Origin of the sequence: Actinomadura oligospora ATCC 43269 (assembly GCF_000518265.1) — a bacterium.
Classification (GTDB): domain Bacteria; phylum Actinomycetota; class Actinomycetes; order Streptosporangiales; family Streptosporangiaceae; genus Spirillospora; species Spirillospora oligospora.
Genome location: NZ_JADG01000003.1, coordinates 801,612 through 814,867, shown reverse-complemented (window position 1 = coordinate 814,867; position 13,256 = coordinate 801,612). Strand labels below are relative to the sequence as shown.

Sequence of the window (13,256 nt, the reverse complement as noted above, 5' to 3'; positions counted from 1 at the left end):
AACCCCCGGTCACACCGCGACCGAGACGGCGAACTTCCCGAGCGTCCCGCCCGTGAAGTCACCGATCGCCCCAGCGGCCTCCGACAGCGCGTAGCGCCGCGCGATCGGCACCCGCAGACGGCCCTCGACCACGTCACCCGCCAGCCGCGCGAGCGTCTCCGGGCTCGGGTCCGACATGATCACCGCCGTGTTCAGGCCACGCGCCTCGGCGTCCTCGGGGACGAAGTGCACGGTGGAGGCGAACCGTCCACCATCGGCGACCAGCCCCGACACCTCCGCACCGTCACCGGCCAGGTGCACCGCCGCGTCCACCCCACCCGGGACCAGCTCCCGCACCCGCTCCACCAGGCCCCCGCGATCCACCACGTGCGCCGCGCCCAGCGCCGTCACGAACGCCGCCTCGGCGCCCGGCTCGGCCGTCGCGATCACCCGCGCGCCCCGCGACGCCGCGAACTGCACCGCGAACGCCCCCACGCCACCGGTCGCACCCGACACCAGCACGGTCTCCCCCGCGCCCGGCGCCACCGCGTCCACCGAGTTCAACGCGGCCGTCCCCGCCAGGCCCAGCACGCCCGCGCGGACCTCGTCCAGTCCGTCCGGAATCCGCGCCACACCGTAGGCCGCGGGCACCGCGACGTACTCGGCGAAACCGCCCTGCCCCAGCGTCGGACGCATCACCACGCCGAACACCGCGTCCCCGACCGCGTACTCCGACACGCCCTCGCCCACGGCGGCGACCGTCCCGGCGAAGTCCTTGCCGACCACCACCGGGAACTCGTACTCGTACACCCCCTTCAGGAACCCGCCGACCGACCCGAGGTCGAACCCGTTCACCGACGAGGCGGCCACGCGGACCAGCACCTCACCGGCCGCCGGCTCCGGAACCGCCAGCTCCGTCAGCACCGGAGCCTCGTCGAAACCACCGAAAGCCACCGCACGCATCACGTCATTCACTCCTTCTCACCAGAAACACCGGACGCCTGCTCGAAGGACGCCCGAAGAACCGCCACCGCGACCGCCAGCTCGTCCTCGTCACGCGGCGCGTACAGCATCACGATCGTGTCGGGCCACTCCGGCCGCAGGCTGATCGGATGGGGCTCGGCCCATCCCGCCTCCACCAGCGGCGCCACCAGCGGCAGCGGCACCGTCAGGTGCATGAACCCCGCCCGGTGGACGTGCCCGAACTCGTCCCGGCTCGGATGCAGGAACGCCTCCCACGGCCCCGCCGGACGCCGCAACCGCAGCGCCAGCGACGACGGCTCCGACACCTGGCTCGGCCCGGTGAACACCCCCGGCAGGGCCTCCGCCTCACGCACCAGCGCCGACCTCACCTCCGGCGGCGAGAACTGGTCCAGCTGGTCATGCGGAATCTCCCGCCCCGTCGTCACCGGGCGGACCCCCGGACGACGCCGCAGGGCATCGACATTCAGAATCACAAGGCACCGCACTTTCTGTGCGTTGGTTACATGTTGTGCGCACAGAGAGTCTCGACGACAATGCCCCCATGACGGAAGAAGGCACTTTGCCCCGCGTAACGCACACCGATGTTCGCTCCCCCCACGAACCCGTCGGCGCCGCCACCCCCACCTGCCGCCTCCGCGACGTCCTGGACCGCGTCGGCGACAAGTGGAGCGTCCTGGTCATGGCCCTGCTCGGGGACGGCCCGCTCCGCTACTCCGAACTCCAGCGCGGCATCGAGGGCATCTCCCAGCGCATGCTCACCCTCACGCTCCGCAGCCTCGAACGCGACGGCCTCGTCGTCCGCGACGTCACCCCGACCTCGCCCCCGCGCGTCGACTACTCCCTCACCCCCGTGGGCCGCACCCTGTCCACCGAGGTCGCCTCCCTCATCCGCTGGGCCGACGCCCACATCGACTACGTTGCCGAGTCCCGCGACACCTACGACCACCGCGAAGCCATCTGACGCCGTCCGGCTCGCTAGAGATGTCCGATCTGAGGAGTTCTGGGGGTATTGCCACCGCTCGTGACCTTTACGAAGTAAGGTATGAAGTGGGCGATGCGGCCCTCGCCTCGGGAACCCGCCATAATCTGGTGCGTGCGGTCACGCGGCTCCTACGCCTTCCTCGATCACCCCGGCCCCATCCCCTTCGCCCACCGGGGCGGCGCCGGCGGACGCCCCGAGAACTCCCTCGCGGCCTTCCAACGCGCCCACGACCTCGGCTACCGCTACCTGGAGACCGACGCCCACGCCACCGCCGACGGCGTCGTCGTCGCCTTCCACGACCGGACCCTCGACCGCGTCACCGACCGGACCGGGACCATCGCGGCCCTCCCCTACGCCCAGGTCGCCCGCGCCCGCATCCACGGCACCGAGCCCATCCCCCGCCTCGAGGACCTCCTGGACGCCTTCCCCGACGCGCGCTTCAACATCGACCTGAAGGAAACCTCGGTCATCGGCCCCCTCGCCCGCGTCCTGCACCGGACCAAGTCCTGGGACCGCGTCTGCCTGACGTCCTTCTCCACCCGCCGCCTCACCCAGATGCGCGCCCGCCTCCCCCTGTTCACCGACCAGGACGTCTGCACCTCACTCGGCCCCCGCGGCGTCATGGCCCTGCGCGCCAAGTCCTACGGCGGCCCCACCGACAAACTCGTCCGCCTCGCCTCCACCGGCGTCGCCTGCGCCCAGGTCCCCTACGGCCTCGGCCCCCTCCCCTTCGTCACCGAGTCCTTCGTCGCCAAGGCCCACGACCTCGGCCTGAAGGTCCACGCCTGGACCGTCAACGACCCGAACACCATGGCCCGCCTCATCGACATGGGCATCGACGGCATCATGACCGACGACCTGGTAGCCCTCCGCCACGTCCTCTCCACCCGAAACCTCTGGCCCCACTGACCCGGCCGCCCATCCCTGAGTCAGCCCTCCGCGACGGAGCCGTGGACGACGGCCGCCAGCAGGTCACGCGCCTCGCGAACCGTCTCCACGTACTCGTGCTCCACCCCGACCGCCTCGATCTGCGCGGCGAGCAGCACCTCGAACGCGGCCAGTGCCGCCTCGTCGGTGAGGGTTCCGCCCGCATGCCGAACCTCGGCCAGCCGGAAGCGCGTCATGAGCGTCTCACCGGCTTCCGCTCCGAGCGTCGCCGTCTCCGCAGCGACGACGGAGGTGTACGCGCCTGCTGCCTCCTCCCATCGCCCGGCATGTTGGAGCATCCTGCCCAAGCAGTACGTCGCATCGCGGGTGAGGGGGTCCTCGTTCCCCAGGATCCGCGTGTGGGCGCCGGCCACCTCCCGCAGCTCAGCCGCGGCCTCCTCGTATCTTTCGAGGTCGGCGAGCGCGTGCGCCAGGCAGTGCCGCTCGTGCAGAACGACCGAGTCATCGTCGTCGACGGTGTTCCGGCGGATCTCCAGGACGGCGCGGATCTCCTCCTCGGCGCGGACGTTGTCGTCGAACTGGCGCAGGAGGTCTCCCCGTTCGTGCCGGACGGCCAGCAGCGCCGGGTCGTCGGCGGCACAGGCACGGGCGAAGAGCTCCACACACGCGTCCATCGCCTGCAGCGCCTCTGGAAGGCGGCCCTGGCGAGCGAGGTTGCGCGACAGGCACCGCTTCATGTCCCGGTACAGGTAGCTGTCGACGGCGCCGCCCTCCTCCAATTCGGCGAGGATCGAGCAGTAGTCCCGTTCGGCCTCCGCGAAGCGGCCGACCTTGTCGAGCGCGTGCGCGAGCTGGTGCCGCTTCTCCAGGTCCAGAAAACCGAACTCCGCGGGCGAGTGCTCGATCACCTCCTGGTAGTAGGCGTCGGCCGCCTCCTGGTGGCCGCGTTGCTTCATGAGCTCCGCCAGCGACGCGAGCGTCAGGAGCGTGTACGGGTCGGACGGGCCGAGGACCCGCCTGCGTGCGTCGAGGACCGCCCGGAGCTCCGCCTCGGCCTCCGCCGGACGGCCCTGGCCTGACAGCCCGGTCGCCCACTGGTAGTGGGTGATCAGCGTTTCGGGATGGTCCGGTCCGAGCACCTCCCGCTGCGCGCCGAGCACGCTCGCGTACTCGGCGAGCTCCTCCTCGCCCTCCAGGTGGGTCAGAGCACGCCGATGCCGGATCGACAACCGGACCGGGTCGTCCACCGCCAGCGCCTCGCTGCGCCGGTACAGCACCGACGCCAGTTCGGTCGCCGCCTCGGCCTGGCGGCTGGACCACAGATAGAAGAACGCGCGCAGGCCGGCCTCCATCGCCTTCCCCACAAGGTCCGGGTGCTCACCGGGGACGTTCCGGGCCACGGCCAGGACGTGCGGGGCGAGCAGCCGCCACCGCAGCCCGTTCAAGGGTGACTGCGGATCGGGCGCGCACCCCGACTCCAGCATGGTGACGGCCGCGATCCAGACGGCGCTGTGTTCCCGCGCCGACGGCTCCCTCAGACGTTGGGCGTTCGACTCCAGGACGATGCGATGCGCCGTCAGGCACGGCACCTCCTCGCCCTCCCCCGCCTCGGTGACCTCCAGCAGGCTGAGGTCGACCAGCGCCTCCAGCGCCCGGTCGGCCCGGTCGAGAAGGGGCGGGTCGGGAAGCAGCCCGTGGGCGGCGAGCACCTCCAGGTCCAGCAGGGCCACGGGCAAGGGCGCGGCGGCGAAGCAGGACAGCAGGCGCATCAGGGACCGCGCCTCCGGGAGCCCCTGAGTGTCGAGCAGGTCGAGCGTCAGTTCCCAGGTGCGGCTGATCAGCTGACGGTGCAGCCGCTCGACGCGGCTGTCGTCGCCGCGCTCCGCAGGGACATCCCCTCGAACACCGTCGTCCAGGAGCCTGGTGCCGACGTCACCGAGCGTGTCGATGTAGGCGGTGAACGAGCGGACGCGGTCCGCGCCGTCCCGGCGGTACCTCAGCAGACCGGCGCCGCGGCCGGTGCGCGCGAGATAGGAACCCGCCAGCCGCAGCGCCAGAGGCAGCCCGCCCAGGCGCACGGCGAGGCGGCTGGCCTCCTCACGGACCCCCGCGTGCCCGGCGAGGTCGATGAGGACGTCCGCGCCGTCGGCCGGGCCGAGCACGCCCACCAGGTGGCACTCCGCCTCCCCGCCCCAGGTCTCGGCCGCGCCGACCCTGCTGGTCACGACCGTCAGGCCCATGGCGCTGGAGCGGACCCAGCCCGTCCCGTCACCCGGGGCACCGCCCGCGGCGGCGAGCAGCCCGGGCTCGTCGGCGTTGTCGACGACCAGCAGCCACCGGCGCGGCGACCGGTCCAGGTGGTTCCACACCAGGTCCATGGCGCTGGACCGGCCCGCCCAGGCGTCCCCGATCTCCTCCTCGTTCGCGCCGAGCCCGCGCGCGATCTCCGACATGCCGGTCAGCAGGCGGTCCCGGTCGGCGCCGGACAGCCAGAAGATCGCATACCCCTGCTCGCGCGCGTGCTGGGCGAGGGCGAGCGCGACGGTCGTCTTCCCGCAGCCGCCGAGCCCGTGCAGCACCTGGACGTCGCGCGACGGAGCGTCCAGGCGGGCGCGCAGCGTGTCCAGCAGGGTCTCCCGCCCCCGGACGCGTGCGGGCAACTCACCGAAGGGCGGCCTGATCGAGAACATCCCGGGGCCGGCCTCCGGCGCCGGCGCGTCCGGTTCGGCGGCGCCCTGCGACCGCAGCGACACCCGCCACCGCCGCTCGGCCTCCTTGGCCTGCTCCTGCGCCCGCAGCCAGGGCGTCTCGGCGCGGACGCCGCACGCCTGGAGGATCTTCCCGACCGTGCGCCAGGACGGCGCGCGCGAGCCGCTCAGCTCGTCGGCGACCGTGCCGTGCCCCAGTTCGGCCGCCTCGCCCAACTCCCGGACCGTCCGGTAGCCCCCGTCGTCCATCGCCGCTCTGAGCCGCCGTGCCAGCTCACGCATCGGCTCCGGCGCGTCCTCGTCGATCGGGTCACGCAGCCGCCCCATGAACCCTCCGTCCTCATCCAGAACAAGCGAATTGTCCTACGAGACCGGCGGCCAGGGCCCCTTTGTCCGGGGTTTGTCCGTGCCCGATTCCGGACCATCCCGGCGCTTCCTACAACGGGAACCCGCCCACCGACGAAGGGACCCCCGATGACCAGCGACGTCCTCACCGAAATCTCGCTGATCCTCCAGATCGCCGCCGCCGCCGTGGCGATCGTCCGTGACTGCCGGAACGCGCGCCAGGACGACCACAAGGAGAAGCGCGACAAGGCGCACGACGACACCGCCCGACGCTAGAACGTGCTGGTGGTCCGGGTCGGCCTGTTCGCGCCGGGAGCGGGCTCTCGTGGCTGGTTCGTGGCTGGGAGGCCAGGTGTGCCGTGCAACCGCCTGGCCGCTCCAGCGCCCGCCTCCACGGCCGACGAGCCCGGTCGGCGGTCAGGCGCCGTCCGAGGCGGGCTCGGGCCGACGGGCGTAGCAGAACAGTTGTGGCTCGGGGCCCATGCCCGGGAAGTCTGGGGTGAAGTGGGTGACCTTGACTTGGAGGAGGGTCAGGTTGGCTGAGGTGAGGCGGGCCAGGTACGCCTCGGTGGGGTAGCTGGTGGCGCGGACCTGCTGGCCCATCCAGGTGATGTCGACTCCGTCCACGTCCGCCGGGACGGTGGCGAAGAGCAGGTGGCCGCCAGGGGCGATCCAGGTCGCGATCCGAGTGAGGGTGGCGTCGAGGTCGGGGCGCGGGAGTTGCAGGAGGGGGAAGAAGGCGCAGATCGCGTCCCAAGACCCGGGTTCGGTGTCGAAGTCACACCGCCCATGACGCCGCCGCCACCGCCGCTGCCGCCCTGGTAGTAGCCCGTCCCGTACGGCGCTCCGTCCCCACCCTGGCCCGGCGAACCGGGCATGCCGCTCAGTTCCGGACGGGGACCCTCGCCTGCCACGCCGCCCGCGCCTCCGGTGCCGCCGGCCCCGCCCGGGCCGCCGTTGAACTCCACCAGGCGCGGCGTCCCGGCCGTGCCGGTCTCGCCGCCGTCACCACCGACGACGGCGGTGGCTCCCGGTCCGGTGGCGGCCGCACCGCCGCCGGCGACGACCAGGTCGGTGGAATGGCCATGGCCGTCGATGTCCGCACATATTTGATCTTCGCGCCGGGTGACTGCCCGGCGACTTTCCGTGCCAAACGATCAGGCGTCGCGGGAGGCGGGCCGTAGTCCCGCCGCGTTCACCCTCTTCGGGTGCGGGAGTCAGCGGCCGAAGCCGGGACGGTGGGCCGGTGGGCCTCCGGGGCGGTACTCGGCGGCGATGCGGAGGGGGCCGCTCGGACGGCGGTCCTCCCCCGGCTGGTCGGGGCCCGCGGGGGTGGATTCGGCCTGCGTGAGGTCGTAGCGCTGCGCGCGCATGCTCTGCAGCAGTTCCAGGTCCTCGGGGGACACCAGGGCGGCCATCACCCGGCCGCGGCGCGTGATGGCCACGGGCTCGCCGGTGTAGGCGACCTTGTTGACCAGGTCGGCGAACTGGGCTCGAGCTTCCGTAACCGGCACTTCCACGAGATTCATCGTATAGCGAAACCGTCCGGCCCCTCCTGGTGCGGAGCGTCCGCGCGTCCTACGCTCCGATCTGTACAGTCCGTACAAGTTGTACAGATGATCTGGGAGGCGTCATGCGGGTCGGCGACGGGTCGGGGCGGATCGAGACGTTCGTGGGGAGGTCCCGGGCGTCGGTCGCGGCGCCGGAGGCGGCGCTGGGGAGCGAGCCGCTGTTCCAGCGGCTGCTCGGGCAGCGGATCGTGTTCCTGGGCGAGGAGGTCGACGACCAGGTCGCCAACCGGGTCTGCGCGCAGCTGCTGCTGCTCGCGGCGCAGGACGGCGAACGCGACATCACCTTGTACGTCAACTCCCCGGGCGGGGTCGTGGACGCGGGAATGGCGATCTACGACATGATGCAGTTCGTCCCGAACGACGTGTCGACCGTCGGGCTCGGGATGGCCGCGTCGATGGGGCAGATGATCCTGTGCGCGGGCGCGCCCGGCAAGCGGTACGCCCTGCGGCACGCGCGGATCATGATGCACCAGGTGTCCGGCGGGATCGGCGGCACCGCCTCCGACATCAAGATCCAGGCCGAGCAGTCGGTGTACCTGAAGCGGACGCTGTTCGAGCGGATCGCCCAGCACACCGGACGGCCCCTGGAGCAGGTCGTCGCCGACGGCGACCGGGACCGCTGGTTCACCGCCGAGCAGGCCCGCGAGTACGGCTTCGTCGACCACGTCGTCGACTCCACCGACCGGGTCGGATCGTGAGGACGCCGCGCGCCGAGGGGCGCTACGTCATGCCGTCCTACGTCGAGCGGACCTCCTACGGGGTGAAGGAGAGCAACCCGTACAACAAGCTGTTCGAGGAGCGGATCGTGTTCCTCGGCTCGCCGGTGGACGACACGGCCGCCAACGACGTCACCGCGCAGCTGCTGGCGCTGGAGGGCATGGACCCCGACCGGCCGATCAACCTGTACATCAACTCCCCCGGCGGGTCCCTGACAGCCATGCTGGCGATCTTCGACACCATGCAGTACGTCAGCCCGGTCGTCGAGACGACGTGCGTCGGGCAGGCGGTGTCGGCGGCGGCGATCCTGCTGGCGGGCGGGGCCAAGGGGCGGCGGCAGGCGCTGCCGGGGGCGCGGATCCTGCTGCACGAGCCCGCGGTGGACGTGTCGCGCGGGTCGTCCAGCGACCTGGAGATCCAGGCCGCGGAGATCCTGCGGCTGCGGGACCAGACCGAGCGGATCGTGGCGGAGGCGACCGGGCATGGGCTGGAGACCGTCCGCCGTGATCTCGACCGGGCCCGGTTCTTCACCGCCGCGGAGGCCCTGGAGTACGGGCTGGTCGACCACGTCCTGACACCACGGGGCCGGTGAACGGCCGGTCACGGGCCGATGACGGACGCGGAAAAGTACCAGGGTTGGATCGACCGTCTACTGGGAATCTTGCCGGGGTACTCAGCGTTGGTCTGGACAAGACCGCAAGCCGTCTGGGAGGCACGTGACGATGGCGGAGCGCGCACTTCGCGGCACCCGACTCGGAGCGACGAGCTACGAGAACGATCGCAACACCGATCTGGCCCCACGCCAGGAGGTCGACTACACCTGCGGCAAGGGCCACCGGTTCACCGTGACGCTCGCCGCCGAGGCCGAGGTGCCCATGACCTGGGAGTGCCGCAGCTGCGGCGCGACCGCACTGCGGGTGGACGGAGAGCTGCCCCAAACCAAGAAGGGCAAGCCGCCGCGCACCCACTGGGACATGCTCATGGAACGACGGACGCTGGAGGATCTGGAGGAGGTGCTGGCCGAACGTCTGGAGATCCTGCGTTCAGGCCGGCGTAGGTCCGCCTGAGAAACCGGCATCCGCCACTACTACCGCCGGGCCGCCCCCGTCACATGACGGGGGCGGCCCGGCGTTTTCCATCTGTCCGCAGGGCGACATCCCGCCCTCCCCGGGCGTTCCGCCCGCTGACCCTCAACCGTCACAGCCGCACGCCCCTCGGGCGCCCCGGCTGGACGGCGCGGCCGGGGCTGGACGACGCGGAGATCATCTCAGGGGCGTGATCGGCCGCAGGGCGCCGCCCGGTGCGGCTCCGGTGGCGTCGCCGCCCGTGAGGCTCTCTGAGCCCGGCGGGGCGGGGTTCAGAGAGCGGACCCGAAGACGATCACGAACGGGTGGCGGGCCGGGACGGGGCAGAGGCGGTCGGGTCAGGGGCGGTCGTCGTCGTGGATGACCTCGCCCTGGACGACCGTGCCGCGCGGCGACGGCCCGGATTCGCCGGACGGGCCCGCCCCACCGCCGCGCCCGAACGGGTCGCCGAACGGCGTGCCGCCGGAAGCTCCGAAGCCGCCGGGGCCGGGGCCGTTCATGCCGGGCGGGAACAGGCCCGCGCGGGACTGGGCGGCGCCCAGGCGGCGGGCGGCGAGCCGGCCGAACAGGCGCCGCAGCGGGGGCCGGGTGAACGGCAGCACGAACATCAGCCCGAGCAGGTCGGTGAGGAAGCCGGGGATCATCAGCAGGACGCCGCCGGCCATGACCAGGGCGGCGTCGCCGAGCTCACGCTCGGGGATCTCGCCGCGGCTGAGGGCGGCGTTGAGGGCGCGCCAGGCGCGGCGGCCCTCGCGGCGGACGAGCCAGCCGCCCGCCAGCAGCCCGGCGGCGAGGAGCCCCGCCGTCGGCCAGCCGCCGATGGCCTGCCCCACCTGGATGATCAGCGTGATCTCCAGGACGGGCAGCAGCAGGAACGACAGGACCAGGACGAGCGGCAGCATGGCTCCATCTTCGTTTCGGGTGGACGAACCGTTTCACCGTCTACAACGCCGCCGCCCACCCGAACGTTTCCCCACCGCCGCCCCCAGGTTCCCGAGGCGGCCGGTCCGGGGCGCGTCAGTGGGGGGCGCGGAGGCGGGCGACGCGGTCGGCGACGCCCCACTGGGTGACGCGGACCATCGCCTCGATCATGATGTCGCGGCTCATCTTGCTGGTGCCGTGGACGCGCTCGACGAAGGTGATCGGGACCTCGACGACGCGCAGTCCCTGCTTGAGGGAGCGGCGGGCCAGGTCGATCTGGAAGCAGTAGCCGCGCGAGTCGACACCGTCCAGGCCGATCTTCTGCAGGGTCGCGGCGCGGAAGGCGCGGTAGCCGCCGGTGGCGTCGCGCAGCGGCAGGCCGAGCATCACGCGGACGAACACGTTGCCGCCGCGGGAGATGAACTGGCGGCTCAGGGGCCAGTTCTCGGTGCGGCCGCCGGGGATGTAGCGGGCGCCGAGGACCAGGTCGGCGTCCTGCAGGGCGGTGAGCAGGCGGGGCAGTTCCTCGGGCTGGTGGGAGCCGTCGGCGTCCATCTCGACCATGACGTCGTAGCCGTGCTCGGCGGCCCAGCGGAACCCGGCGATGTAGGCGGCGCCGAGGCCCTCCTTGCCCTTGCGGTGCAGGACCTTGACGTGGTCGTCGTCGTCGGCGAGGTCGTCGGCGATCTTCCCGGTGCCGTCCGGGCTGTTGTCGTCGGCGACGAGGACGTCCACGCCGGGCGCTGCGGCCCGGACGCGGCCGACGATCCGCTCGATGTTGTCCCGCTCGTTGTAGGTCGGGATGATCACAAGGACCCGGCCCAGGTCGGCTGGGATGTCCATCGGCGTCAGTTCTCCTCGTCGTCGGTGCGTGCGGCCTCCCGCACGCCTGCCCGCTCGGTGTTCCGCTCAGTGTCCCGCAGAACGTCCCCGTTCGTGGGGCCCTGCGGGAGCGGCACGATGGTGGTGCGGCGGCGGCGCGCCAGGCCGAGCGCGGCCGCGACCGCCCCCAGGGCCGCGATGGTGAGGGCCCACTCGGGGAGCGCGCCCAGACGGTCCGCCATCGTACGCGATGTGCGCGCGGGGACCGTGGCGACCTGGACGGCCGGGACGAACTCCCGCGACCGGGCGATCATACGGCCGTCGGGGGCGATGATCGCGCTGATCCCGCTCGTCGCCGCGACCAGGACCGTCCGGCCGTGCTCGACGGCGCGCAGCCGCGACATCGCGATCTGCTGCGGCGGGAGGCTGGTCCGGCCGTAGGTGGCGTTGTTGGTCTGGACGACCATGACGTCGCCGGGCGCGGAGTCGCGGGTCTCCTTGTCGTAGGCGACCTCGAAGCAGATGACGTCGCCGATCGTGATCGGGCCGAGCTTCATGACGCCGCTGCGGTCGCCCTTGACGAAGTCGCGGGAGATGCGCTGGAAGCGGGTGATCAGCTTGGTGAGGACGTCGCGGAACGGCAGGTACTCGCCGAACGGGACGGGGTGCCGCTTGACGTAGTAGTTCCCGGGGCCCTCCCGCGGGTCCCACACGATGCCGCGGTTCTCGACCCTGGTCCCGTCGGGGGTGTCGACCAGGGCGCCGACCAGGACGGGCACGCCCACGTCGCGGACGGCGCCGTCGATGGCCTGGAAGGCGTCCGGCTCGGTGAAGGGGTCGAGGTCGCTGGCGTTCTCGGGCCAGATGACCAGCTGCGGGCGGGCGACCTTCCCTGCGCGGATGTCGGCGGCGAGCTTGCGGGTCTCGCGGACGTGGTTGTCCAGGACGGCGCGGCGCTGCCCGAGGAAGTCCAGGCCGAGGCGGGGCACGTTCCCCTGGACGACCGCGACGGTCACGGGCCGTCCGGAGGTGGGCGTGGGGATGGCCAGGCCGCCGCCGACGATCAGCGCCGCCAGCGCCACGGCGATCCCGGCGCCCAGGACCGGCCCGCGCACGGCGGCCGGCATGGCCGCGGGCGGAGCGGTGTCGCGTTTGCGGACGCGCCAGGCGGTGACGGCGGCGTAGGCGAGCAGGCCGCCGACCAGGGCGGTGAGGAAGGTGACCAGGGGCGCGCCGCCGAGCGAGGCGTAGGGGGTGAGGGGCGTGGCGGTCTGGCTGAACGCCAGCCGCGCCCAGGGGAACCCGCCGAACGGCTGGCGGCCGCGCAGGGCCTCCTCGGCGACCCAGGCGGCGGCTGTCCACAGCGGCCAGGCGGGCAGCCGGGTGACCACGGCGGTCCCGGCGGCCAGCGGGACGAAGTAGAGCGCCTGGACCAGGCTCAGCCCCACCCAGCCGTCCCAGCCGACCTTGTGGATGCCCTCCAGGACGGGCAGGAAGAACACCGCGCCGCCGACGAACCCGAGCCAGGCGGCGGTGCGCGGCGCGACGCCGCGCCAGGCCAGGGTGAGCAGCGCGATCGCGGGGAACGCCAGGTAGGGCAGGTCCACGGGCGGGAACGCCAGCCACAGCAGCAGCCCGGCGACGACGGTGACGGCGTGGCGGCGCCATCCGGCGCGTCCGCCGCGCCTGATGCCCGCCCAGCGTCCCCCGGGGGCCTCAGCGGTCTTCTCAGCGGCGGCGTCGGCCTGTTCGGCGGCGTCCACACCACCCGTGCCAGGCGTTTCGGGCGCTTCCGGCGTTTCGACCGTGGTCGCGGCCGGTGCTTCGGCGACGTCGGTGGCGGCGGTGGCCGTGCCCGCGTCCGGACGGGCGCCGTCGGACCCGGCGGGCTCGTCGCCCGCGCCGGGCCCCGGCTGCCGTTCCGGGAGGATGTCGTGCGCCACCGCGGCTCCTTGTCCGATGTGTCGGCGTCCGTACTGGACCGGCCGAACGCTACCGGTTCGACGGCCCTGACACGACCGGGCGGCGCGGGACCGGCGCGCGGCGGCCGTCCAGTCGCGGGGGTTCTGCCGGATTGGTACCCGCCCGGCGGCGTGCGGGCACGGAAGAGGGCCCCGGTCATCCGTCGGGCCGGAGCCACCCCCACAGGCGGTAGGGGAGGTACACCGTTTTCTACTGGATGTCGGGGCCCTTCCCGGGTCCAACCCCCGCTCGATCGGGCGGCTCCGCTCCGGACGGCGCCTGGTGCCGTGCC

The 13,256-nt window shown here is 72.8% G+C and carries 14 protein-coding genes; 6 read left to right on the top strand and 8 right to left on the bottom strand.

Features of this window, described 5'->3' with window-relative positions; genetic code table 11:
* Nucleotides 1–9: 9 nt before the first annotated feature.
* Nucleotides 10–942 (bottom strand): NADP-dependent oxidoreductase, encoded by a 933-nt coding sequence (locus tag P696_RS0103100; RefSeq protein WP_026411184.1) that lies wholly within the window; start codon nt 940–942, stop codon nt 10–12.
* 8 nt (nt 943–950) lie between these two features.
* On the bottom strand, nt 951–1,388 hold the full coding sequence (locus P696_RS0103095) for a luciferase domain-containing protein (protein ID WP_051466686.1): 438 nt from the start codon (nt 1,386–1,388) through the stop codon (nt 951–953).
* 116 nt (nt 1,389–1,504) lie between these two features.
* Between P696_RS0103095 and P696_RS0103090 the strand changes: the two genes are divergently transcribed.
* Both P696_RS0103090 and P696_RS0103085 read left to right on the top strand, forming a co-directional pair.
* Nucleotides 1,505–1,924: a winged helix-turn-helix transcriptional regulator gene (locus tag P696_RS0103090; protein ID WP_051466684.1), complete on the top strand. Its 420-nt coding sequence runs from the start codon at nt 1,505–1,507 to the stop codon at nt 1,922–1,924.
* A 93-nt stretch (nt 1,925–2,017) separates the two neighbouring features.
* Nucleotides 2,018–2,854: a glycerophosphodiester phosphodiesterase family protein gene (locus P696_RS0103085; RefSeq protein WP_051466828.1), complete on the top strand. Its 837-nt coding sequence runs from the start codon at nt 2,018–2,020 to the stop codon at nt 2,852–2,854.
* A 20-nt stretch (nt 2,855–2,874) separates the two neighbouring features.
* On the opposite strand, the gene P696_RS0103080 is transcribed toward P696_RS0103085, so the two are convergent.
* The gene (locus P696_RS0103080; RefSeq protein ID WP_026411180.1) at nt 2,875–5,868 is read right to left on the bottom strand and encodes a tetratricopeptide repeat protein; all 2,994 of its coding nucleotides are present in this window, start codon (nt 5,866–5,868) and stop codon (nt 2,875–2,877) included.
* Between the two features lie 147 nt (nt 5,869–6,015).
* On the opposite strand from P696_RS0103080, the gene P696_RS55600 reads away from it, so the two are divergent.
* Nucleotides 6,016–6,162, top strand: a complete 147-nt coding sequence (locus P696_RS55600; RefSeq protein WP_157429481.1) for a hypothetical protein — start codon at nt 6,016–6,018, stop codon at nt 6,160–6,162.
* Between the two features lie 141 nt (nt 6,163–6,303).
* Here P696_RS55600 and P696_RS51975 read toward each other — a convergent pair whose 3' ends face one another.
* The gene (locus P696_RS51975; protein WP_157429480.1) at nt 6,304–6,513 is read right to left on the bottom strand and encodes a hypothetical protein; all 210 of its coding nucleotides are present in this window, start codon (nt 6,511–6,513) and stop codon (nt 6,304–6,306) included.
* Between the two features lie 590 nt (nt 6,514–7,103).
* Nucleotides 7,104–7,415, bottom strand: a complete 312-nt coding sequence (locus P696_RS0103065) for a type II toxin-antitoxin system Phd/YefM family antitoxin (RefSeq protein WP_034482776.1) — start codon at nt 7,413–7,415, stop codon at nt 7,104–7,106.
* Between the two features lie 104 nt (nt 7,416–7,519).
* Here P696_RS0103065 and P696_RS0103060 point away from each other — a divergent pair, with 104 nt between their 5' ends.
* The 3 genes from P696_RS0103060 (at nt 7,520) to P696_RS0103050 (ending at nt 9,241) form a co-directional block, all read left to right on the top strand.
* Nucleotides 7,520–8,155, top strand: a complete 636-nt coding sequence (locus tag P696_RS0103060; protein WP_051466682.1) for a ClpP family protease — start codon at nt 7,520–7,522, stop codon at nt 8,153–8,155.
* The gene (locus P696_RS0103055) at nt 8,149–8,766 is read left to right on the top strand and encodes an ATP-dependent Clp protease proteolytic subunit (protein ID WP_026411176.1); all 618 of its coding nucleotides are present in this window, start codon (nt 8,149–8,151) and stop codon (nt 8,764–8,766) included. The genes P696_RS0103060 and P696_RS0103055 overlap by 7 nt, the downstream gene beginning before the upstream one ends.
* A 130-nt stretch (nt 8,767–8,896) precedes the next feature.
* Nucleotides 8,897–9,241 (top strand): RNA polymerase-binding protein RbpA, encoded by a 345-nt coding sequence (locus tag P696_RS0103050; protein ID WP_026411175.1) that lies wholly within the window; start codon nt 8,897–8,899, stop codon nt 9,239–9,241.
* Nucleotides 9,242–9,597: 356 nt separating this feature from the next.
* Here P696_RS0103050 and P696_RS0103045 read toward each other — a convergent pair whose 3' ends face one another.
* The 3 genes from P696_RS0103045 to lnt all read right to left on the bottom strand — a co-directional run bounded on the left by P696_RS0103045 (nt 9,598) and on the right by lnt (nt 12,945).
* Nucleotides 9,598–10,161 (bottom strand): FxsA family protein, encoded by a 564-nt coding sequence (locus tag P696_RS0103045; RefSeq protein WP_051466680.1) that lies wholly within the window; start codon nt 10,159–10,161, stop codon nt 9,598–9,600.
* A 115-nt stretch (nt 10,162–10,276) separates the two neighbouring features.
* Complete coding sequence (locus P696_RS0103040; protein WP_051466679.1) at nt 10,277–11,023, bottom strand: polyprenol monophosphomannose synthase; 747 nt, start codon at nt 11,021–11,023, stop codon at nt 10,277–10,279.
* Nucleotides 11,024–11,028: 5 nt separating this feature from the next.
* Nucleotides 11,029–12,945 carry an apolipoprotein N-acyltransferase gene (lnt, locus tag P696_RS42895; RefSeq protein ID WP_245627479.1) on the bottom strand — a complete coding sequence of 639 codons (1,917 nt, stop codon included), beginning with the start codon at nt 12,943–12,945 and terminating at the stop codon, nt 11,029–11,031.
* Nucleotides 12,946–13,256 lie beyond the last annotated feature (311 nt).